Origin of the sequence: Pseudomonas sp. Z1-12, assembly GCF_051132015.1 — a bacterium.
Classification (GTDB): Bacteria; Pseudomonadota; Gammaproteobacteria; order Pseudomonadales; family Pseudomonadaceae; genus Aquipseudomonas; species Aquipseudomonas zanjanensis.
Genome location: NZ_CP071647.1, coordinates 1,986,592 through 2,008,550 on the forward strand (window position 1 = coordinate 1,986,592; position 21,959 = coordinate 2,008,550).

Genomic DNA, 21,959 nt, shown 5'->3' on the forward strand with positions numbered 1-21,959 from the left:
TCCTCACGAGATAGCCGCCAGTGGTTGCGCGGTGGCAACCAGCAGGCGCTTGATTTCCGGTACGCAGGAGCCGCATTGCGTGCCACAGCCCAGTTCCTGTTTGAGCCCCTGCAAGTCCAGGCCACGCTCGATGCCGGCGCAGACCGCGCGCTGGCTGACGTTCATGCAGTTGCACAGCGTTTTGCTGCCACCCGTTGTGGCGCCAACATTCCCCGGCGGCGCGCTCAACGGCGCCAGCAGCCAGCGCCGCAGTTGTTCATCGGCACGGCCTTCCAGCCACAAGTTCTGCAGCCAATGCCGGGCCAGGGTTTCACCGGCCAGGCGAATGGCGGTGATGCGACCGTTTTCGATGCGCACCCGTTTACCGATGGAGCGACGCGGGTCGTCGTAGGCCAGCACCGGCCCGTCGATCAGGCCCAATTGCTCGTCGATGGCCTGGAGCAGTTGCGGTTCGGGCGCGACGGCGCTGGCAGCGCGAATCAACAGCGCGGGACGTTCACGACCGGTCAGGCTCAGGCTGACGTAGGAAAACGCCTCGCACAGGGGACGCAGGGCCTCCAGATGCTGTTGAACATCGTCTTCGATCAAAGCGAAAAGCTGCCAAGGCAGGTTCACCGGTTCCAGGCGCACGCCGCTGTGCTTGAGTTCCGGTTGTTTCGACAAGGGGTCGAAGGCCGGTTGAGTCAGGGTATTCACGCCGCCCTTGAGGAACCGATCGCCCCAGTGCATCGGCAGGAACGCCTGGCCGGGGCGCACGCTGTCGTCGCTGTCCACGGCCACGATCACGCTACCGCGACGGCTCTTGAGGTTGACCAGGTCGCCCGCTTGCAGGCGATGCCGGAGCAGTTCGTCGGGGTGCAGGCTGAGCACGGCTTCGTTCACATGGCCGAACAACTGCGCGGCGGTACCGGTACGGCTCATGCCGTGCCATTGGTCCCGCAAACGCCCGGTGTTCAGCGTCAATGGGTAGCGGGCGTCACGCAGTTCCTTGGCGGCGCGATAGGGATCGGCCACAAAGTGCGCCCGGCCGCTGTCGGTCGGGAAAATCCCGTCCACGTACAGTCGCGCCGTTCCAACCGTGGCGCCTTCCGGGAAGGGCCATTGCTGAGGGCCGAGGCGGTCGATCAGGACATGGCTGATGCCGGACAAGTCCAGGTCGCGGCCACGGGTCAGCTGTTTGTACTCATCGAACAGCTGGGCCGGGGTGTCGAAGGCGAACAGGCTGGGTTGGCCCGGGCGCAGGCGTTTCTCCAGGCGCTGTGCGAAATCCACGGTGATTGCCCAGTCCGGACGCGCTTCACCGGGTGCGTCGATGGCCCGGCGGACGTGGGAAATACGCCGCTCGGAGTTGGTCACCGAACCTTCTTTCTCGCCCCAACTGGCCGCCGGCAACAGTAGATCGGCAAACGTGGCGGTCTCGGTGGTGCGGAAGGCTTCCTGCAATACCACGAACGGGCAGGCTTGCAGGGCCTCACGTACCGCCGTCTGGTCGGGCATTGACTGGGCCGGGTTGGTGCAGGCGATCCACAAGGCCCTGATCTTGCCGCTGCGCACCTGCTCGAACAGCTCGATGGCACTCAGGCCGGTGGTGGCGGGCAATTGCTCCACACCCCAATAACGGGCGACGTCGGCACGATGCTCCGGGTTGGCGGCTTCACGATGGCCTGGCAGCAGGTTCGACAGGCTGCCGGTTTCCCGTCCGCCCATGGCGTTGGGCTGGCCGGTCAGCGAGAACGGCCCCGCCCCCGGCCGGCCGATTTGTCCGGTGGCCAGGTGGAGGTTGATCAACGCGCTGTTTTTTGCGCTGCCGGCGGTGGACTGGTTCAGGCCCATGCACCACAAGGACAGGAAGCTCGGCGACGTGCCGACCCATTCGGCACACTGGTGCAGTTGCTCGACGCTGATGCCGCACAACTGGGCGACCATCGCCGGGGTGTAGTCGCGGACCAGGTTCTTCAGGTCCGCCAGACCTTCGGTATGGGTCTTGATGAAGTCGCGGTCGACCCAGTCTTCCCATAGCAGCAGGTGCAAAATCCCATGGAACAAGGCGACATCGGTGCCCGGCAAGATCGCCAGGTGCAGGTCCGCCAGGTCGCAGGTGTCGGTGCGCCGGGGGTCGATGACGATGATCTTCATCTGCGGTCGGCGGGATTTTGCCTCTTCGAGGCGGCGAAACAGGATGGGATGGGCGTAGGCCATGTTACTGCCGACGATCATCACGCAGTCGCTCAACTCCAGGTCTTCGTAGCTGCAGGGTGGGGCGTCGGCACCGAGGCTGCGCTTGTAGCCCACCACGGCGGAAGACATGCACAGCCGCGAATTGCTGTCGATATTGTTGGTACCCACCAACGCCCGGGCGAGTTTGTTGAAGGCGTAGTAGTCCTCGGTCAACAACTGGCCGGAGATGTAGAACGCCACGCTGTCGGGGCCGTGCTCGGCGATGGTGTCGGCGAAGACGCTGGCGGCGTGATCCAGGGCGCTGTTCCAGCCGGTACGGGCCCGGGCCAGGCCTTTGCCCAGGCGCAGCTCCGGGTACAGGGCGCGGGCGGCGAGGTCGCCGGTCAGGTGCAGGGTCGAACCCTTGCTGCACAGTTTGCCGAAGTTGGCCGGGTGGGCGGGATCGCCGCTGACGCCGAGGATGCGCTCGCCGTCATGCTCGATCAGCACGCCGCAGCCGACCCCGCAATAACAGCAGGTCGAGGCAGTGATCTGGCGGTTCATCAGCTTGCGTCCCGCAGGGCCAGTTGCACCCGGCCGTTTTCGACCCGGGCCGAATGATGATGGGCGCAGCCCACGTCCGGGGCTTGGGCCAGACCGGTTTCCAGGTCGATCTGCCAGTTGTGCAGCGGGCAGGCCACGCGCTTGCCGTAGACCAACCCTTGGGACAGCGGGCCACCCTTGTGCGGGCAACGGTCATCGAGGGCGAACACTTCATCGTCGCTGGTACGAAAAATCGCGATATCGCCTTTGGGACCATTGATGATGCGCGAACCGAGGATATTGATCTCTTCCAGTGCGCAGATATCCAGCCAGTTCATGCCGGCACCTCCAGGTTCTTCACGGGGATGACTTCGAACTCTTTCTTCAACTGAGGCTGTTCCAGGCGTTGTTTCCAAGGGTCCTGTTCCAGCGACAGGGAAAACTTCAGGCGTTCGTGGAGGGCCTTGCGCCGCTCGGGGTCTTCCAGCACGGCTTTCTTGATGTGCTCCATGCCGACCCGCTGCATGTAATGCACGGTGCGTTCGAGGTAGAAGGCTTCCTCGCGGTACAGCTGCAGGAAGGCGCCGTTGTATTCACGCACCTCCTCGGCGGTCCTGAGCTTGACGAAAAACTCTGCGACTTCGGTCTTGATCCCGCCGTTGCCGCCGATGTACATCTCCCAGCCGGAATCGACGCCGATAATGCCGACGTCCTTGATCCCGGCTTCCGAGCAGTTGCGTGGGCAACCGGAGACGGCCAGCTTCACCTTGTGCGGCGACCACATATTGAACAGGTCGTGTTCCAGCTCGATGCCCAACTGGGTGGAGTTCTGCGTACCGAAGCGGCAGAACTCGCTGCCCACGCAAGTCTTCACGGTGCGGATGGATTTGCCGTAGGCATGGCCGGACGGCATGTCGAGGTCTTTCCAGACGCCGGGCAGGTCTTGCTTCTTGATACCCAGCAAGTCGATGCGCTGGCCGCCGGTGACCTTGACCATCGGCACGTTGTATTTATCGGCGACGTCGGCAATGCGCCGCAGCTCGGAGGGGTTGGTCACGCCACCCCACATCCGTGGGACCACCGAGTAGGTGCCGTCTTTCTGGATGTTGGCGTGGGCGCGTTCGTTGATCAGGCGCGACTGTGGGTCGTCGTGGGCTTCGCCGGGCCAGGTGGATATCAGGTAGTAGTTCAACGCCGGGCGGCAGGTGGCGCAGCCGTTCGGGGTGCGCCAGTTCAGGTAGCTCATGGTGCCGGCGATGGTCAGCAGGTGCTGGTCGCGGATCGCCTGGCGGATCTGGCCGTGGTTGAGATCGCTGCAGCCGCAGATGGCTTTTTCGCTTTTTGGCTTGACGTCCGCCGCGCCGCCCACGGTGTTGATCAGGATCTGCTCCACCAGGCCGGCGCAAGAGCCGCAGGAACTGGCGGCCTTGGTGTGTTTTTTCACGTCATCGACGCTGAACAGCCCGTGTTCCTGGATCGCCTTGACGATGGTGCCCTTGCACACGCCGTTGCAGCCGCAGACTTCGGCGGTGTCGGCCATGCTCATGGCTTTGTCCTGGCCTTGGTGGCCTACATCGCCTAAAGCGTTTTCCCCAAACATCAGGTGATCGCGGATCTCGCTGATGCCGTGGTTCTCACGAATCTGCCGGAAATACCAGCCGCCGTCCGCGGTATCGCCGTACAGGCAGGCACCCACCAGCACGTCATCCTTGATCACCAGTTTCTTGTAGACGCCGCCGATCGGGTCGGAAAGGGTGATGGTCTCGGTGCCTTCGCCGCCCATGAAGTCGCCAGCAGAAAACAGGTCGATGCCGGTGACTTTCAACTTGGTCGATGTGACCGAACCCTTGTAAGTGGCGAAGCCCAGTTGCGCGAGGTGGTTGGCGCAGACCTTGGCCTGTTCGAACAGCGGCGCCACCAGGCCGTAGGCGGTGCCGCGGTGGCTGGCGCACTCACCAATGGCATAAACGCGTGGATCGTAGGTCTGCATCGTGTCATTGACCAGGATCCCACGGTTGCAGGGGATGCCGGATTTTTCCGCCAGTTCGGTATTGGGACGGATGCCGGCGGCCATCACCACCAGGTCGGCGGGAATGATGTCGCCATTCTTGAACTGGACCGAGCCGACCCGGCCGTTGCCGGCGTCGTGCAGGGCTTGGGTCTGTTCGCTGAGGCGGAATTTCAGGCCACGGCTTTCCAGGGCGGTTTGCAGCAGTTGGCCGCTGGTCTTGTCCAGTTGCCGTTCCAACAACCATTCACCGATGTGGACGACGGTCACGTCCATGCCCCGGAGCTTCAAGCCGTTGGCCGCTTCCAGGCCCAGCAGGCCGCCGCCGATGACCACGGCGTGCTTGTGGGTCTTGGCGGTGTCGATCATCGCCTGGGTGTCGGCGATGTCGCGGTAACCAATCACGCCTTCAAGGGTGTTGCCGGGGATCGGCAAGATGAACGGCGTGGAACCGGTGGCGATCAGCAGGCGGTCGTATTCGGCTTCGCTGCCGTCTTCGGCGATGACGCGGCGCTTGACCCGGTCAATCTCCACTACTTTGCGGTTGAGCAGCAGCTTGATGTTGTTGTCCAGGTACCAGCTCAGGTCGTTGAGCACGATCTCTTCGAACGTCTGCTCGCCGGCCAGCACCGGCGAAAGCAGGATGCGGTTGTAGTTGGTGTGGGGCTCGGCGCCGAACACCGTGATGTCGTACAGCTCGTTGCTCAGCTTGAGCAGTTCCTCGAGGGTGCGAACCCCGGCCATGCCGTTGCCGATCATCACCAGTTTGAGTTTTTTCATCAGGGTTCTCCGCAAGCTCATGTCCGTTTCATCACGGCGATCGGACTGGCTCGGCAATTTTTACGAAAACAAAAAAAGGCGTCCCGCTAGCAAGCTAGCGAGGACGCCTTTGTCCTGGCCCCGTTCTCTCGGGAAGCACCGCCTTCATCGTTGGAGGCGTTGCTTTATGTATGGTGGGGTAGGTAATGCAGTGGTTGTGCCAAGTGGCGCGAAGGCGCGGATTTATTGAGCAGCGGGCTGGTTGAGCGGATTGGGGAGGGATTTATTGCACCGAATCAAAGCGTGTTGCCCGGTAATGGAGCGCGCTAGGGCGAGCGAAAAAGTTTTTGTGGCGAGGGAGCTTGCTCCCGCTGGGCTGCGAAGCAGACCCAAAAAAAGGCGACCGCTGCGCGCTCGAGCGGGAGCAAGCTCCCTCGCCACGGTCATGAGTGGAATACCAAGAACAACAGCACCACATTCACCACCAACGACACCAGCGCCAACGTCCGCCAGACCTTCAGCGGCTCTCTTTCCAGCAGCGGCCGGGGCCTTACACTCAAACTGCGGCGTTCGCCCTGCTCCAGCAGCAACAGCCATTCCTCGGCGGTTTCAAAGCGTTGGCCCGGGTCTGCCGCGACGGCGCGTTCCAGGCTTTGCCCGAGCCATTCGGCCAAGTCCGGCCGATAGCGACTGGCATTGACCGGCACGCCGAAGCGCGGGCGCTGGAAGGCTTCGATCTCGCCGTAGGGATAATGCCCGGTCAGCAGGAAATACAAGGTCACGCCGACGGCATACAAATCCTGTTGCGCCGTGGGCGCGGTGCCGGCGAAGGCTTCCGGGGCAATGTAGCTGGGCGTGCCGGGCAGCACGTTGGCCTGGTCCTCGGACAAGCCCGGGCAATACGCCAGACCGAAATCCAGCAAGCGCAATTCCCCGTCGTCGCCCAGGTGCAGGTTCTCCGGCTTGATGTCGCGGTGGTAGATCTGCCGTCGATGCAACAGGCCCACCGCCCGCACCAGCCGTTGCGCCAGGTCCTGCCATTGGGCCAGGGGCAGCGGACCGCCCTGGTTGAACAGCTCGGCCAGGGTCGCGCCCGGATATTCACGCATCACGTAGTACAAATGCTGACGCTGGGGCACCCCATGGACTTCGGGAAACTGCCGCCCGGCGACGCGCTTGAGAAACCATTCCTCCGAGAGCAAGGCCTGACCGGCCCGGCTGTCGTCCCGTAGCTGCACGGGCAAGGTTTTCAGCAGCCAAGGTTGACCTTGGCCGTCGCGCACCCGGTAAAGCAACGATTGCTGGCTTTGGCCGAGCAGGCTTTCGATCTGCCAGCCCTCGAACACCTGGCCCGGTTTCAGCGCCGGCGGCAAGGGCCATTGCTGCAGCTGGATCAAGGCATCGCCGATGCTGGCTTCGCCGAGGGCATCGACTCGCACCAACAACGCGCTGGCATTGTCCTGGCTACCGGCCAGGTGCGCGGCGTTGACCAGCGTCTGCGCGGCGAGGTCCAGGTCGGGTTGGTCGCGAAGGATGCCGGCGATGGCCGTGTCCCCCAAGACCGCCCAGACGCCGTCGCTGAGCAACACGAAGGTTTCGTCGGTGCGCAGTTCACCGTCGAGAAAGTCGAGGATCAGGTGTTGGTCCAGCCCCAGGGCCCGCTTTAGCACATGCTGCATGCCCTGCTGTTCCCAGACGTGATCTTCGCTGACCCGTTGCAGGTGATCGGCATGCCAGCGGTAGACCCGGCAATCGCCGACGTGGGCCAAGGTGAAGCGCCGGCCCCGCAGGACCAGGGCGCTCACGGTGGTGAGCAGCGGTTGCCCGCCACCGTTGGCCTGCAGCCAGCGGTTCTGGGCCAGCAACAGCCGGTCCAGCGCCTGGGCCACGCCCCAGGTTTGCGGCGTGGAATAGTAGTCCAGGGCCAGGGCCTGCAAGGTCGAACGGGCGGCCAGCCCACCATCGGCGCATTGGCTCACGCCGTCGGCGATGGCGAACAGGTAACCCTTGCTGGCAGCCAGGGCCGGGGCGGGCGTGACCAGGCGCAGGGCGTCCTGGTTTTCTTCCCGCGGGCCGATGGCGCTGGCTTCGGCAAAACTCAATTGCAGACTCATGGTTGCAGGTTATACCCGAGCAGCGGTGACGGCTGCCGAACCCCAAGTGGTTCTCCAGCGACGCTTGACGCCATACAGGCCGAACCAGGCCAGGACACCGAGGCTGGCGAACAACCACAGCGCCAGCTGATAGCTGCCGGTGCTTTGCTTGATCGCGCCCATGCCCGCCGCCAGGGCGAAGCCGCCGATGCCGCCGGCCATGCCGATCAGCCCGGTCATCACGCCGATTTCGCGACGGAAGCGTTGTGGCACCAGTTGGAACACCGCGCCGTTGCCCGCACCCAAGCCGAGCATGGTGCAAACGAACAGGGCCAGGGCCGCATAGGAGCTCGGCAGGTTGAAGCCCACCGCGGCGATGCAGACGGCCGCTACGGTGTACATGCCGAGCAAAGTGCGGATGCCGCCAAAACGGTCCGCCAGGGCGCCGCCCAGTGGGCGCATCAGGCTGCCACCGAAGACGCAGGCGGCGGTGTAGTAGCCGGCGGTGACCGGGCTCAGGCCATATTGGTCGTTGAAGTAGCCGGGCAGGGCGCTGGCCAGGCCGATGAAGCCGCCGAAGGTCACGCTGTAGAAGAACATGAACCACCAGCTGTCACGGTCGCCCAGTGCCTTGAGGTAGTCGGCCATGGATTTGGCTTTTGGTCGCTCAGGGGCATTCTTGGCCAGCCAGGCGAAGAGAACCAGCGTCAGCACCAGCGGGATCAGCGCGAAGCCGAACACGTTGGTCCAGCCGAAGGCTACGGCCATGACCGGTGCGATCAACGCGGCGAGCACGGTACCCGAGTTGCCAGCCCCGGCGATGCCCATGGCCTTGCCCTGGTGTTGCGGCGGATACCACTGGGAGGCCAGGGGCAGGGCGACGGCGAACGAAGCGCCGGCCACACCGAGGAACAGGCCCAGCAGCAGGGCTTGTTCGTAGCTGTGGATGCCCAGTTTCCAGGCGCAGAACAGCGCACCGATCACGATCACCTGGCCGACCATGCCGGCGGTCTTGGGTGAAATCCGGTCGGCCAGCAGGCCCATGAACAGGCGCAGCACGGCGCCGGCCAGGATCGGTGTCGCCACCATCAGGCCGCGTTGCTGGGTGGTCAGGTGCAGGTCGGCGGAGATCTGTACCGCCAGTGGACCGAGCAGGTACCAGACCATGAAACTCAGGTCGAAATAAAGGAAGGCCGCGAACAGTGTCGGGGTGTGGCCGGATTTCCAGAAGCTTGAATTCATCGCGCACCTCAGCTGTAAAAGTCTCGAGAAATGAGTCAGTGCTTAGAGCAGTGCGCCGCCTGTGGTCGCACCACCGGCCCCGAAGGGCCAAAACAAAAAAACGCCGCAACCCGGATCGCCAGAGAGGCAAGGAGGGTGTGCGACGTCTTTGTCGTAGGTGGGGCAACCGCCGTTGGTTACCTGTGGGGTTGCTTAAGCGAGATCTGTGCCAACAGGAGGGTCTGGTGTGAGGGCTATCGCGAGCAGGCTCGCTCCCACAGTGGATGTGTGGCGTTCATAAATATGAAGTCCACACCGGCCCCCCCTGTGGGAGCGAGCTTGCTCGCGATGACGGTGGGTCAGTCGACAGTGATGCTGGATGCAAGACCGCTATCGCGAGCAAGCTCGCTCCCACAGTGGATTTGTGGTGTTCACAAATATGAAGTCCGTTCCGGAACCCTGTGGGAGCGAGCCTGCTCGCGAAGGGCGCAGGCCAGGCGCTAGAAGGCTTTCAGCCGAGCAACTCATTCATGGCAATGATCTGCTCCGCCACCTGGATCAGCTTCTGCTGGCGGCTCATGGCCTGGCGGCGCATCAGGGTGTAGGCCTGCTCCTCGTTGCATTCCTTCATCTTCATCAGCATGCCCTTGGCCAGTTCGATGCGCTTGCGTTCGGCCAGTTGCTGGTCCCGGGCCAGGAGTTGGGCGCGCAGGGCCTGGTCGCTTTCGAAGCGGGCCATGGCCACATCGAGGATCGGTTGCAGGCGCGCGGCGTGGATGCCTTCGACGATGTAGGCACTGACGCCCGACTTGATCGCCTGGCGCATCACATTGGGGTCGTGCTCGTCGGTAAACATGACGATCGGGCGTGGCTGGTCGCGACTGACCAGCACCACTTGCTCCATCACATCGCGTCCGGGTGACTCGGTATCGATCAGGATCACGTCCGGACGCACCGTTTCGACGCGCGCCGGCAGGTCGATGGTCAGGCCGGATTCGTCGATCACTTCGAAGCCGGCTTCGATCAGGGCAGCCTTGAGGCGGCCGACTTTTTTCGCGGTGTCGTTGATCAGCAGGATACGCAGCATGGTCGTGGCTCCTGTCAGCGGCTGGCGAGAAGGGGAGCCGCATCGCTCAAGGCGTGCAGTTTGAAGCTGCGGGCGTACCCGGCCGGGTCCGAGCCGTCCCAGGTGGTGCCGTCGATCAGTTGGCTGCTGCGCATGTCCTGGCTTGGGGACGCAATGTCCAGCGCCCCACAGGCTTCACGGTAGAGCTTGAGCTGCTGGACTTCGCGAGCCACGGCCAGGTAATCCGGGTCTTCGCGCAGCAAGCCCCAGCGACGGAATTGGGTTATGAACCACATGCCGTCGGACAGGTACGGCAGGTTCACCTCGCCGTCGCCATGGAAGCGCATCGCGTGGGGATCCTGCCAGCTGTTGCCCAAGCCGTCGGCATAGATGCCCAGCAGGCGCGGCTCGATGCAGTCCAGCGGGGCGTCGAGGTATTCCGGTGCACTCAACAGTTGCGCGGTGCTGCGACGGTTTTCGCTGCTTTGTTCGATGAAGCGGCTGGCTTCGAGAATTGCCATCACCAACGCCCGGGCGGTATTGGGGTATTGCTCGACGAACGCACGGGTGCAGCCCAGGACTTTTTCCGGGTGGTCGGGCCAGATGGTCTGGGTGGTCGCCAGGGTAAAGCCGAGGTTCTGTTTCACCGCGCTGGCGCACCAGGGCTCGCCGACGCAAAACCCGTCGATGCGTCCGGCTTGCAGGTGCGCGATCATTTGCGGCGGAGGTACCACCACGCTGTCGACATCCGACAAGGGGTGGATGCCCTGGGCGGCGAGCCAGTAATAGAGCCACATGGCGTGGGTGCCGGTGGGGAAGGTCTGGGCAAAGGTCAGTTTCGGGCGAGTTTGGTGCACGTGCCGCTCCAGTGCTTCAGGACTGGTCACGCCTTGGGCCTGCAAGCCATGGGATAGGTTGATGCTCTGGCCGTTCTGGTTCAGCCCCATCAGCACCGCCATGTCAGTCGGTGCGACCCCGCCAATGCCCAGGTGCACGGCGTAGATCAGCCCATACAGGCTGTGGGCGGCATCGATTTCGCCGCTGACCAGCTTGTCCCGCAGGTTGGCCCAGGACGCCTGGCGCTTGAGATTCAGGGTCAAGCCGTAGGGTTGGGCGAAGCCCTGGGTGGCGGCCACCACGACCGGGGCACAGTCGCTCAAGGCCATGAAACCGAGGTTGACCGCGCTCTTTTCCGGGGCATCGCTGCCGTTGACCCAGGCCAGGGGGTTGGCTGGAACATCATTCATCACTATCACCTTCCACATGAAAAAGCGCCGTGTCCGGGCCCAGGAGACCGGACGACGACGCCGTTGTCCCTTAAAACAGTGTGGCACTCATTCCGTCGCTGGCATGGGCGCTGATGACCAAAAGGGTGCAAGGCATATGCCAGCGCTATCGTTTTGTGCGGGCGCCTCGCTTGAGCCGCCGTTGCCCGGCTATAATCGCCGCCTCATTTCTTCGCCCGAGTCAAAGCCGCCCATGTACACCCTGGCCCGTCAGCTGTTGTTCAAACTTTCCCCGGAAACCTCCCACGATCTGTCCCTGGACCTGATCGGCGCGGGCGGACGTTTGGGCCTCAACGGTTTGCTGTGCAAGGCGCCGGCGAAAGTGCCGGTGACGGTCATGGGCCTGGAATTCCCCAACCCGGTCGGGCTGGCGGCGGGGCTGGACAAGAATGGCGCGGCCATCGACGGCTTTGCGCAGTTGGGTTTCGGCTTTGTGGAAATCGGCACCGTCACGCCGCGACCACAGCCGGGCAATCCCAAGCCACGGTTGTTCCGCCTGCCGCAAGCCGAGGCGATCATCAACCGCATGGGTTTCAACAACCTCGGCGTCGATCACTTGCTGGCCCGTGTGGCCGCGGCCAAGTACAAGGGCGTGCTGGGCATCAACATCGGCAAGAATTTTGACACGCCGGTGGAGCGCGCCGTCGACGACTACCTGATCTGCCTGGACAAGGTCTACGCCCACGCCAGCTACGTGACCGTCAACGTCAGCTCCCCCAACACCCCGGGGCTGCGCAGCCTGCAATTCGGTGATTCCCTCAAGCAACTGCTGGCCGACCTGGCCCAACGTCGCGCGGAGCTGGCGTTGACCCACGGCCGGCACGTGCCCCTGGCGATCAAGATCGCCCCGGACATGACCGACGAAGAGACTGCCCAGGTGGCCCAGGCCCTGATCGAGACGGGCATGGACGCAGTGATCGCCACCAACACGACCCTGGGGCGCGAAGGCGTCGAAGGGCTGGAGCACGGTGACGAGGCGGGTGGCTTGTCGGGCGCGCCAGTGCGTGACAAGAGCACTCACACGGTGAAGGTGCTGGCCGCTGAATTGGCGGGGCGCTTGCCGATCATTGCGGCGGGCGGGATCACCGAAGGCCGGCACGCCGCCGAGAAAATCACCGCCGGAGCGAGCCTGGTGCAGGTTTACTCGGGCTTCATCTACAAGGGGCCGGCGTTGATTCGTGAGTCGGTGGATGCGATTGCGGCGTTGGGGTGAACCGAGGATTAAAGTTTGGCGCTGATCGTGGCGAGGGAGCTTGCTCCCGCTGGACTGCGAAGCAGTCCTGAACCCGGTTGGCACTGTTTTCCTGGATAACTGCGTGTCATGGTTTTGGGGCTGCTGCGCAGCCCAGCGGGAGCAAGCTCCCTCGCCACAATAATGTTCACAGCTCAGGCATTCGTAAGTGTCCATGAAGCTCAGGCACTCACAGCGTTCATGAAACCCAGGCATTAAAAAGGGCTCCTCGAAGGAGCCCCCTGGGCCGTAGCCCGCCGCCCGGATGGGACGTGCGTGGTTAAATCGATTGGGATGTCAAATTGTCGAGTTCTTGAGTAATAAGCCCTGTGTCAGCCGACGGCGTGAAGTTCGTTGAGTCTGTGGATACCCGCAGTGCCGGTCATACCGTCCCAGTTGTCGCCGCGTCCTTCTCGCCAGCCATTGATCCAGGCTTGACGTACCGACGGTAGAGTAAAGGGGCAAAGCTCACGGGATTTACCACCAACGCCATATTGGTAACCACGCAAAAATGCTCTTTCCAACGGATCACGCTTAAGTCTTCTCATAGGGTGTTGCCCTCACTTGTTGACTGTTGCTTAGCGTCGACCTCTATCGAGGCCGGGGCAGAATCATTCTGCCGTTGGTGGCTCGTTGCCGGCGTGACGAGCCGAGGTGTTGACGCCGTTGCGACGTCAACCTGTGTTGAGTTCTAACCAAAGCGTCACAGGGATGGAATGATCGTTTTGTCATAAGCACGTAACAATAAAGATGTTAGGGCGATAAGTAACTTGATGTTCGTTGACCGCTTTTGAGCAAGACCCCTGTATGATCGGCCCTGCGCCAACAGGGGCTGCCCTTTCTCGAATGAGAATGTCCACCCGTTGCACTCGGGTACTATTCGACGAAAGGGTCGAGTTTTTCACAATTTGTTGCACAGAATTTTTTATCTGCCTTCGCATCTAAGCTCTTTTAACCTGAGCGGCGAGGGCGGCACGGCACACTTTCGTGCCACGCGGGTGCTCTTGAGAAAAGCACCTGACTGAACCCGGCCCGGCAATGCGTTGCCCGGTCCACTTAGCCAAAGGCTCTGGAAATCCCATGTCCGATCGTTTCGAACTCTTCCTCACTTGCCCCAAGGGCCTCGAAGGCCTGCTGATCGAGGAAGCCGTCGGGCTTGGCCTTGAAGAGGCGCGCGAGCACACCTCGGCCGTGCGCGGCATGGCCGACATGGAAACGGCCTATCGCCTGTGCCTGTGGTCGCGCCTGGCCAACCGCGTGTTGCTGGTGCTCAAGCGCTTCCCGATGAAGGACGCCGAAGATCTCTACCACGGCGTGCTGGACGTCGATTGGCAAGACCATATGCTGGCCGATGGCACCCTGGCGGTTGAATTCAGCGGCCATGGCTCGGGTATCGACAATACTCACTTCGGTGCCTTGAAGGTCAAGGACGCCATCGTCGACAAGCTGCGCACGCCATCGGGTGAGCGGCCGTCCATCGACAAGCTCAACCCGGACCTGCGCATTCACCTGCGCCTGGACCGCGGCGAAGCGATCCTTTCCCTCGACCTTTCCGGCCACAGCCTGCACCAGCGCGGTTATCGCCTGCAGCAAGGCGCCGCGCCGCTGAAGGAAAACCTCGCCGCCGCGATCCTGATCCGCGCCGGTTGGCCGCGCATTGCCGCTGAAGGCGGGGCGCTGGCCGACCCGATGTGCGGTGTCGGCACGTTCCTGGTGGAAGCCGGCATGATCGCCGCCGACATGGCACCGAACCTGCGTCGCCAGCAGTGGGGCTTCACCGCCTGGCTCGGCCACGTGCCGGCGTTGTGGAAGAAACTCCACGAAGAAGCCACCGAGCGCGCCGCCGCCGGGCTGGCCAAGCCACCGTTGTGGATTCGTGGCTACGAGGCCGACCCACGGTTGATCCAGCCGGGCCGCAATAACGTCGAGCGTGCGGGCCTGAGCGAGTGGATCAAGATCTATCAAGGCGAAGTCGCCACCTTCGAGCCGCGCCCGGACCAGAACCAGAAGGGCCTGGTGATCTGCAACCCGCCGTACGGCGAGCGTCTGGGGGATGAAGCCAGCCTGCTCTACCTCTACCAGAACCTCGGCGAGCGCCTGCGCCAGGCGTGCCTGAACTGGGAGGCAGCGGTGTTCACCGGCGCGCCGGACCTGGGCAAGCGCATGGGCATTCGCAGCCACAAGCAGTATTCGTTCTGGAACGGCGCCTTGCCGTGCAAGTTGCTGCTGATCAAGGTGCTGCCGGACCAGTTCGTCACCGGCGAGCGTCGCACCCCGGAACAGCGCCAGGCCGAGCGTGAACAGGCCGCCTACGATCAAACCCCTGAAGTGCCACAAGAGCGCCAGTACAACAAGAACGGCAACCCGATCAAGCCGGCGCCAGCCCCAGCCCCTGTGGTCGAGCAGGCGCGGTTGAGCGAAGGAGGGCAGATGTTCGCCAATCGCCTGCAAAAGAACCTCAAGACGCTGAGTAAGTGGGCCAAGCGGGAAGGTGTGGATTGCTACCGGGTCTACGACGCCGACATGCCGGAATACTCCATGGCCATCGACCTGTACCACGACTGGGTACACGTCCAGGAATACGTCGCGCCGAAGTCAATCGACCCGGAAAAGGCCTCGGCCCGCTTGTTCGACGCCCTGGCGGCCATTCCCCAGGCACTGAACGTCGACAAGAGCCGCGTGGTGATCAAGCGCCGCGAGCGCCAGAGCGGCACCAAGCAGTACGAGCGCCAGAGCGCCCAGGGCAAATTCACCGAGGTCAACGAAGGCGGCGTGAAGCTGCTGGTCAACCTCACGGACTACCTGGACACCGGGCTGTTTCTCGATCATCGGCCGATGCGCCTGCGGATCCAGAAAGAAGCCGCCGGCAAGCGTTTCCTGAACCTGTTCTGCTACACCGCGACCGCCAGCGTCCACGCTGCCAAGGGCGGTGCCCGGAGCACCACCAGTGTCGACTTGTCGAAAACCTACCTGGACTGGGCGCGACGCAACCTGTCGCTCAATGGTTTTTCCGACAAGAACCGCCTGGAGCAGGGCGACGTGATGGCCTGGCTGGAAGCCAGTCGTGACGAGTACGACCTGATCTTCATCGACCCGCCGACCTTCTCCAACTCCAAGCGCATGGAAGGTGTGTTTGACGTGCAGCGCGACCACGTCCAGTTGCTGGACCTGGCCATGGCGCGCCTGGCGCCGGGCGGCGTGCTGTATTTTTCCAATAACTTCCGCAAGTTCCAGCTCGAGGACAACCTCGGCGAGCGCTATGCAGTGGAGGAGATCACTGCCAAGACCATCGATCCGGATTTCGCCCGCAACGGCAAGATCCACCGCGCTTGGAAGATCATGGCGCGTTGAAGGAGATCGATTGGATCCACGGAGCCTTGTAGTTCAAGGCTTCTAGCCTCATTTAGGGACTGGCCAAAGTGATGGCGAATAGCTATAACTTAGGCTGTGTCCGGGGCTGTGCCTATGCCTGGTACCTTTGCGAGTTGTATTTATGGCATTGCATCAGGTGCGCCCCAGAATCCTGGGCTTTATCCGCGAAGACGTTTCGGCCTGGCTGGTGGCTTCGCTGGTGCTGCTGGCCGGTACCTGCCTGAGCGGCGTGCTGAGCTGGGCGATGATGGACCTGTTCAATCGGCAATTGCGCGAGCGCTTCGAGTTGCAAGTCGAGGAGCGCTTCAGCCGCATCGAGGAACAGTTCCAGGACCAAGAGCAGTTTCTCGACAGCCTCGGGCGTTTTTTTGCCAACTCCGAAGCGGTAGCCAGCAATGAGTTCCATGGCTACGCCGACTCGCTGATGCGTCGTACCCGGGCCTTCGCCTGGGCGCCCAGGGTCCTTCGGGACGAGCGGCAAGCGTTCGAACGGCAGGCGCAGGCCGACGGTGGGGCTCAATTCATGATTCGCGAGCCGGACGGCCACGGTGGCCTGCAACTGGCCGCCGAACGGGACGAGTACGTTCCGGTGCTTTACATTCATAGTCGGAGCGCCTACGGGGCCCCATTGGGCCTGGACCTGCTTTCCGAACCCTTGCGCCGTGCCACCGTCGAGCGGTCGCGTCAGCGTGGCGGGGTGGCGGCCTCGCAACCCCTGGATTTTATGGGGGCCGACCCGATGTTCACCCGCGGGGTACTGCTGGTCGCGCCGGTTATACGGGAATCGGCCAGCGAACCGTTCGGGTACGTGATGGCGGCCATCAGCATGCGTCAGTTGGCGGGCGACGGACTGCCCGCGCCCGGTCACGACAATCTGTCGATGCGTGTCGTGGACCTGTCTAGCGAAAACGGGGGGGAGGCGCTGTTCGAATCCCCAAACCCGCCGGGCCAGAGCGAGTTGTCGGCGACGCGCCTGCTACGCCTGGCCGATCGCGACTACCGGGTAGAGTTGCGGCCCAGCCGGGTATTCCTGTCCTCCAATCACTCTTCGGTGACGAGCCTGGTAGTGCTGGGTAGCCTGCTCAGCCTGCTGCTCAGTGCCTTGCTTTATATGTTGGTCAGCCAGCGGCAGCGAGCCTTGGCACTGGTGGAACAACGCACCGGTGAACTGCGTGCCCGGGAGCAGGAGTTGCGCGGTACCCACGGCCAGTTGCGCGGTGTGCTGGATGCCGCGACCCAGGTGGCGATCATTGCCACCGACCTGCGCGGCGTCATCACCACTTTCAATGCTGGCGCCGAGCAGATGCTTGGCTATCCGGGCTGCGAGGTGCTGCAAAGCATGACCCTGGAGAGCCTGCATGTGCCGCGCGAACTCCAGGCTCGGGCCGCTCAGCTTGCCGCGCGCTTTGGTAAACCCATTCCGACCTGCCATGCGATGCTGCTCGAGGGCGGCGAGCAGGGTGGGCAGCAGGCGCGGGAATGGACCCTGGTGCGCCGCGATGGCAGTCACCTGACCGTGAACATGCTGGCCACGCCGATGCTCGATGAGCAGGGGCTGTGGGTCGGGCACCTGGCGATCTGCATCGACATCACCGAACGCAAGCGCGTCCACGAAGCCCTGGCGGCCCGCGACCTGTTGCTGAAAAAACTCAGTGCTCATGTGCCTGGGGGGATCTACCAGTTCAGGATGGATTTCAATGGTCGCTTCAGCGTGATTTATGCCAGCGACGGTATCCGCGACATCTATGAATTGGAACCCGATGTACTGGTGCAGAACGCCGAGGCGATTTTCTCCCGTATTCATCCGTTGGACAGTACGCGCGTCCGCGCTTCGATCCGTGCTTCGGCCAATACCTTGAGCCCATGGCGGGAAGAGTATCGGGTGCAATTACCCTTGCGCGGGCTGCGCTGGGTGCGCGGCGAGGCCACACCCGAGGAGCTGCCTGGCGGCGGGGTGTTGTGGCACGGCTATATCTCGGATATTTCCGACCTCAAGCGGGTGGAAGAAGAGCTGCGGGCCTTGTCCGTGACCGACGCCCTGACCGGCATTCGCAACCGCCGGTATTTCCAGGAGCGCCTGACCTCGGAAATGGCCCGGGTCGAGCGCGGTTCCGGTGGGCTGGCGGTCATCATGCTCGACATCGATCACTTCAAGCGCATCAACGACCAGCACGGCCATGCGGTGGGCGACCGGGTGTTGCAGGCGGTCTGCCAGCGCATCGTCCAACGGTTGCGCCGTACCGATGTGTTTTGCCGGTTGGGTGGGGAAGAGTTCGTGGTGCTGTGCCCGGACACCGACAGTGACAGCGCATATTCCCTGGCGCTGGGGCTTTGGGAGGGCTTGCGGGCTGCGCCCATCGACGATGTCGGGGTGGTCACCGCCAGCTTTGGCATCGCCACCTGGCGCGCCGGGGAGGGCGCCGATGCGTTACTGCTCAGGGCCGACTCAGGCGTGTACGCGGCCAAGCAGGCCGGGCGGGATCGGGTCGAGACGCAGTTGGGCTAGTCGGGGGCTATTGAGGTCAGAGTGTGGGAGCGGGCTTGCTCGCGAAGGCGGTATAACATTCAACCATTGTGTTGACTGACATACCGCCTTCGCGAGCAAGCCCGCTCCCACAATTGATCTTCAGTGGGCACAAGATTTGTGTATGGCCGATTCCCTGTGGGAGCGAGCTTGCTCGCGATGGCGGTGTGTCATCCGACATCGATATTTGCTGACCTGGCGCTATCGCGAGCAAGCTCGCTCCCACATTGGGTATGTGCTGGGTTAGAGCACCGAAGCCGTCTGTGGCAGTTTCGGTTGGCGGTACAGGTCCAGCAGCACCTGGTCCAGCACCGACGAAGCGCCCCATGGCTTTGGATCGTTGAGGATCGCCACCACTGCCCAAGTGTTGCCGTTGATGTCGCGGCTGTAGCCAGCGATGGCGCGGACGGTGTTCAGGGTCCCGGTCTTGACGTGGGCTTCGCCGGCCATGGCGGTGGTCTTCAAGCGTTTGCGCATGGTGCCGTCGGTGCCGGCAATCGGCATCGAACTGATGAACTCCGCCGAATACGGGCTGCGCCAGGCGGCTTGCAGCATCGCAGCCATTTCCCGCGCGCTGACCCGTTCGGCGCGGGACAGGCCGGAGCCGTTCTCCATCACCAGGTGCGGTGCGGTGATGCCTTTCTTCGCCAGCCACTGGCGTACCACCCGTTGCGCAGCCTTCGCGTCGTCACCGTCGGCTTCATTGCGAAATTGTGCGCCCAGGCTCAGGAACAGTTGCTGGGCCATGGTGTTGTTACTGTATTTATTGATGTCGCGGATGATCTCCGCCAGGTCCGGGGAGAACGCCCGGGCCAATACCTTGGCGTTGCTCGGGGTCGTGGCCAGGCGGTCCTGGCCCTGGATGCTGCCGCCCAATTCCTTCCAGATGGCCCGCACCGCGCCGGCGGTGTAGGTGGCGTGATCGAGCAGCGACAGGTAGGTTTGGGAGCTGCAACCTTCACCGAGTTGGCCGCTGACAGTGACGGTCATGCTGCCATCGGCCTGGGCGACGGGGTTGTAGCGAACGCCGCCGGCACATTGCTTGCCATTAACGGCCTTGACCACGTTTTCGATGCGAATGCTGGCAATCGGTGGCTCAACCGACACCAGCACCCGGCCGCCATCATTGCGAGCGACGAAGCGCAGGGCCTTGAGGTTGACCAGCAGCGAGTCGGGCTTGACCAGGAAGGGTTTGTTTTCGTCGTTGCCGTCGTCGTTGAACTCGGGCAGTTGCGGCTGGATGAAGAAACTGCGGTCCAGCACCAGGTCACCGGTGACCTGCTGGACGCCGTTGGCCCGCAGATCGCGCATCAGCAGCCAGAGTTTTTCCATGTTCAGCTTGGGATCGCCGCCGCCCTTGAGGTACAAGTTGCCGTTGAGGATCCCGCCGCTCAGGGTGCCGTCGGTGTAGAACTCGGTTTTCCACTGATGATTGGGGCCGAGCATCTCCAGGGCCGCATAGGTGGTCACCAGTTTCATGGTGGACGCCGGATTGACCGAAACATCGGCGTTGTACAGGGTCGGCGTGCCGGGGCCGTTGAGCGGCACCAGCACCAGGGACAGGGCGTCGTTCTGCAGTTTGCTGGCCTTGAGGGCCTTTTGTACGTTGGGCGACAGGGCGGTGTTGATCGTGGCAGCGTGGGCGGTGACAGGGAGGGCCAGGGGAAGAAGAAGGCTGGCCAGAAGCAATGGACGCAAAGATTTGATCATTTGAAATAAAACCCTACAGGCGAGGGGGAAAATACGAGGACATGAAAATGAACGTCCTCAACGGTCATGAAAGTGTCGGCATTATGCCCCAAGGCGCAACGGCATGTGCCGTGCCCAAGCCCAGCGAAGCGGTATTTTTTTACCAACGGTTAACGGACTTGCCCGATGAGTCGGGCAATCGACGCACCAAACTGGTAAAGTGCCGGCCGTTATTACTTATGAGGATTGTTCCAATGGCGACTAACCGTTCCCAGCGTCTGCGCAAAAAGCTGTGCGTGGATGAATTTCAAGAGCTGGGTTTCGAACTGAACCTGGATTTCAAAGAAGATCTGGCCGATGAGGCTATTGACGCTTTCCTCGACGCGTTCCTGAAAGAAGCCATGGAAGCCAATGGCCTGGGCTACGTCGGCGGTGACGACTACGGTCTGGTTTGCCTGCAGAAGCGTGGCTCGGTCACCGAAGAGCAGCGCGCTGCCGTTGAAGCCTGGCTCAAGGCCCGTCCTGAGCTGACCAGCGTTGAAGTCAGCCCGTTGCTGGACGTGTGGTACCCGGAAAAGCCGATCAATCCGGTCGCTTGATGGTCAGAAACCGGCAGCCCTTTTGGGTGCCGGTTTTTTTGTGTCTGTCTGTTGGGTCGCTGTTGCCCTTCAGGCCGCTATCGCGAGCAAGCTCGCTCCCACAGGGTGATGTGAACGATACACGTCCCCTGTGGGAGCGAGCTTGCTCGCGATGCTTTCAATTGTTGCGCCAGTTCAGGATCAGTAAGGTCAACACCCCCGCCACAATCCCCCAGAACGCCGAACCGATGGAGAACAGCGTCAGCCCCGACGCCGTGACCATGAAGGTGATCAGCGCCGCTTCCCGCTCCTTCACTTCGCTCATGGCGATGCTCAGGCCATTGATGATCGAGCCGAACAGCGCCAGGGCCGCGATGGACAGCACCAGTTCCTTGGGCAGCGCCGCGAACAACGCCGCCAGCGTCGCGCCGAACACCCCGGCAATTCCGTAGAAAATCCCGCACCAGACCGCCGCCGTGTAGCGCTTGTTGCGATCTTCGTGGGCGTGGGGCCCGGTGCAGATGGCCGCGCTGATGGCCGCCAGGTTGATGCCATGGGAGCCGAACGGTGCCAGCAGCAGCGAGGCGATGCCGGTGCTGGTGATCAGCGGCGAAGCCGGCACGTTGTAGCCGTCGGCCCGCAACACGGCGATGCCGGGCATGTTCTGCGAGGTCATCGCCACCACGAACAGCGGAATGCCGATGCTGATGGTGGCTGCCAAGGAAAAGTGCGGCGTGGTCCAGACCGGCGTCGCGACTTCCAGGGCAAAGCCGCTGAAGTCCAGCAACCCCAGCAGGCCGGAAAGCGCTGTGCCGATCAGCAGCGCCGCGAGCACCGCGTAGCGCGGCGACAGGCGCTTGACGATCAGGTAAGTGAAGAACATCCCCAGCACCAGGCCGGTGCGATGCTGGGTGGCGACGAAGATCTCGCTGCCGATCTTGAACAGAATCCCCGCTAGCAGAGCCGCCGCCAGCGAGGCCGGAATGCGCTTGACCAGGCGCTCGAAACTGCCGGTCAGGCCGCAGATCGTCACCAGCACCGCGCAGGTTATATAGGCGCCGATGGCCTCGCCATAACTCACGCCGCCCAGGCTGGTGATCAGCAGCGCGGCGCCGGGTGTCGACCAGGCGATGGTGATCGGCGTGCGATAGCGCAGCGACAGCCCGATGGAGCACACCGCCATGCCGATGGAGATCGCCCAGATCCACGAGGAAATCTGCCCGCTGCTCAGCCCCGCCGCCTGTCCGGCCTGGAACATCAGCACCAGGGAACTGGTGTAGCCGGTCATCATCGCGATGAACCCGGCGACGATGGCCGAAGGCGAGGTGTCGGCCAATGGACGAAGTGGCGTGGTCGTGACTTCGGTCATGGTGGGCGGTGGTCCTTGTTGTAGATTGTCTGGACTCGGGCGAGCCATTGCTTTTGTGGCGAG

Annotated in this window: 14 protein-coding genes; 4 read left to right on the top strand and 10 right to left on the bottom strand. The window is 62.9% G+C overall.

Going from position 1 to position 21,959, the window contains the following annotated elements:
• Positions 1–3: 3 nt before the first annotated feature.
• The 7 genes from J3P85_RS08870 to J3P85_RS08900 all read right to left on the bottom strand — a co-directional run bounded on the left by J3P85_RS08870 (position 4) and on the right by J3P85_RS08900 (position 11,094).
• The gene (locus J3P85_RS08870; protein ID WP_434705514.1) at positions 4–2,721 is read right to left on the bottom strand and encodes a nitrate reductase; all 2,718 of its coding nucleotides are present in this window, start codon (positions 2,719–2,721) and stop codon (positions 4–6) included.
• Positions 2,721–3,038 carry a nitrite reductase small subunit NirD gene (gene nirD / locus J3P85_RS08875; protein ID WP_186705301.1) on the bottom strand — a complete coding sequence of 106 codons (318 nt, stop codon included), beginning with the start codon at positions 3,036–3,038 and terminating at the stop codon, positions 2,721–2,723. Before nirD ends, J3P85_RS08870 begins: the two co-directional genes overlap by 1 nt.
• Positions 3,035–5,488, bottom strand: a complete 2,454-nt coding sequence (nirB, locus tag J3P85_RS08880) for a nitrite reductase large subunit NirB (protein ID WP_434705516.1) — start codon at positions 5,486–5,488, stop codon at positions 3,035–3,037. Before nirB ends, nirD begins: the two co-directional genes overlap by 4 nt.
• 422 nt (positions 5,489–5,910) lie before the next feature.
• Positions 5,911–7,581, bottom strand: coding sequence for a protein kinase domain-containing protein (locus J3P85_RS08885; protein ID WP_434705517.1), 1,671 nt, complete (start codon positions 7,579–7,581; stop codon positions 5,911–5,913).
• A 9-nt stretch (positions 7,582–7,590) separates the two neighbouring features.
• A complete protein-coding gene (locus J3P85_RS08890) occupies positions 7,591–8,802 on the bottom strand; it encodes a nitrate/nitrite transporter (protein WP_053120618.1) in 1,212 nt (403 codons plus the stop codon).
• A gap of 490 nt (positions 8,803–9,292) precedes the next feature.
• Positions 9,293–9,868, bottom strand: a complete 576-nt coding sequence (locus J3P85_RS08895) for an ANTAR domain-containing response regulator (RefSeq protein WP_003199539.1) — start codon at positions 9,866–9,868, stop codon at positions 9,293–9,295.
• A gap of 14 nt (positions 9,869–9,882) precedes the next feature.
• The gene (locus J3P85_RS08900; RefSeq protein ID WP_434705518.1) at positions 9,883–11,094 is read right to left on the bottom strand and encodes a CmpA/NrtA family ABC transporter substrate-binding protein; all 1,212 of its coding nucleotides are present in this window, start codon (positions 11,092–11,094) and stop codon (positions 9,883–9,885) included.
• A gap of 232 nt (positions 11,095–11,326) precedes the next feature.
• Here J3P85_RS08900 and J3P85_RS08905 point away from each other — a divergent pair, with 232 nt between their 5' ends.
• Positions 11,327–12,346 (top strand): quinone-dependent dihydroorotate dehydrogenase, encoded by a 1,020-nt coding sequence (locus J3P85_RS08905; RefSeq protein WP_186705272.1) that lies wholly within the window; start codon positions 11,327–11,329, stop codon positions 12,344–12,346.
• A 350-nt stretch (positions 12,347–12,696) separates the two neighbouring features.
• Here J3P85_RS08905 and rmf read toward each other — a convergent pair whose 3' ends face one another.
• Positions 12,697–12,912: a ribosome modulation factor gene (gene rmf / locus J3P85_RS08910; protein WP_003223300.1), complete on the bottom strand. Its 216-nt coding sequence runs from the start codon at positions 12,910–12,912 to the stop codon at positions 12,697–12,699.
• Between the two features lie 532 nt (positions 12,913–13,444).
• Here rmf and rlmKL point away from each other — a divergent pair.
• Entirely contained in the window at positions 13,445–15,715 is a 2,271-nt protein-coding gene (gene rlmKL / locus J3P85_RS08915) for a bifunctional 23S rRNA (guanine(2069)-N(7))-methyltransferase RlmK/23S rRNA (guanine(2445)-N(2))-methyltransferase RlmL (protein WP_186728184.1), read from the top strand.
• A gap of 142 nt (positions 15,716–15,857) precedes the next feature.
• Positions 15,858–18,242: a sensor domain-containing diguanylate cyclase gene (locus tag J3P85_RS08920; protein ID WP_434705519.1), complete on the top strand. Its 2,385-nt coding sequence runs from the start codon at positions 15,858–15,860 to the stop codon at positions 18,240–18,242.
• Between the two features lie 261 nt (positions 18,243–18,503).
• Here the strand turns inward: J3P85_RS08920 and dacB are convergent, their stop codons facing one another.
• Positions 18,504–19,970, bottom strand: a complete 1,467-nt coding sequence (dacB, locus tag J3P85_RS08925; protein WP_434705520.1) for a D-alanyl-D-alanine carboxypeptidase/D-alanyl-D-alanine endopeptidase — start codon at positions 19,968–19,970, stop codon at positions 18,504–18,506.
• Positions 19,971–20,203: 233 nt separating this feature from the next.
• Here dacB and J3P85_RS08930 point away from each other — a divergent pair, with 233 nt between their 5' ends.
• Positions 20,204–20,548: a YggL family protein gene (locus tag J3P85_RS08930; RefSeq protein WP_186705268.1), complete on the top strand. Its 345-nt coding sequence runs from the start codon at positions 20,204–20,206 to the stop codon at positions 20,546–20,548.
• Between the two features lie 157 nt (positions 20,549–20,705).
• Here the strand turns inward: J3P85_RS08930 and J3P85_RS08935 are convergent, their stop codons facing one another.
• The gene (locus J3P85_RS08935) at positions 20,706–21,896 is read right to left on the bottom strand and encodes a benzoate/H(+) symporter BenE family transporter (RefSeq protein ID WP_434705521.1); all 1,191 of its coding nucleotides are present in this window, start codon (positions 21,894–21,896) and stop codon (positions 20,706–20,708) included.
• Between the last annotated feature and the right edge of the window lie 63 nt (positions 21,897–21,959).

Bases quoted from the DNA above. Each gene is read 5' to 3' on its own strand.
- J3P85_RS08870 (WP_434705514.1), bottom strand. From the start codon at position 2,721: ATGAACCGCCAGATCACTGCCTCGACCTGCTGTTATTGCGGGGTCGGC.
- nirD (WP_186705301.1), bottom strand. From the start codon at position 3,038: ATGAACTGGCTGGATATCTGCGCACTGGAAGAGATCAATATCCTCGGT.
- nirB (WP_434705516.1), bottom strand. From the start codon at position 5,488: ATGAAAAAACTCAAACTGGTGATGATCGGCAACGGCATGGCCGGGGTT.
- J3P85_RS08885 (WP_434705517.1), bottom strand. From the start codon at position 7,581: ATGAGTCTGCAATTGAGTTTTGCCGAAGCCAGCGCCATCGGCCCGCGG.
- J3P85_RS08890 (WP_053120618.1), bottom strand. From the start codon at position 8,802: ATGAATTCAAGCTTCTGGAAATCCGGCCACACCCCGACACTGTTCGCG.
- J3P85_RS08895 (WP_003199539.1), bottom strand. From the start codon at position 9,868: ATGCTGCGTATCCTGCTGATCAACGACACCGCGAAAAAAGTCGGCCGC.
- J3P85_RS08900 (WP_434705518.1), bottom strand. From the start codon at position 11,094: ATGAATGATGTTCCAGCCAACCCCCTGGCCTGGGTCAACGGCAGCGAT.
- J3P85_RS08905 (WP_186705272.1), top strand. From the start codon at position 11,327: ATGTACACCCTGGCCCGTCAGCTGTTGTTCAAACTTTCCCCGGAAACC.
- rmf (WP_003223300.1), bottom strand. From the start codon at position 12,912: ATGAGAAGACTTAAGCGTGATCCGTTGGAAAGAGCATTTTTGCGTGGT.
- rlmKL (WP_186728184.1), top strand. From the start codon at position 13,445: ATGTCCGATCGTTTCGAACTCTTCCTCACTTGCCCCAAGGGCCTCGAA.
- J3P85_RS08920 (WP_434705519.1), top strand. From the start codon at position 15,858: ATGGCATTGCATCAGGTGCGCCCCAGAATCCTGGGCTTTATCCGCGAA.
- dacB (WP_434705520.1), bottom strand. From the start codon at position 19,970: ATGATCAAATCTTTGCGTCCATTGCTTCTGGCCAGCCTTCTTCTTCCC.
- J3P85_RS08930 (WP_186705268.1), top strand. From the start codon at position 20,204: ATGGCGACTAACCGTTCCCAGCGTCTGCGCAAAAAGCTGTGCGTGGAT.
- J3P85_RS08935 (WP_434705521.1), bottom strand. From the start codon at position 21,896: ATGACCGAAGTCACGACCACGCCACTTCGTCCATTGGCCGACACCTCG.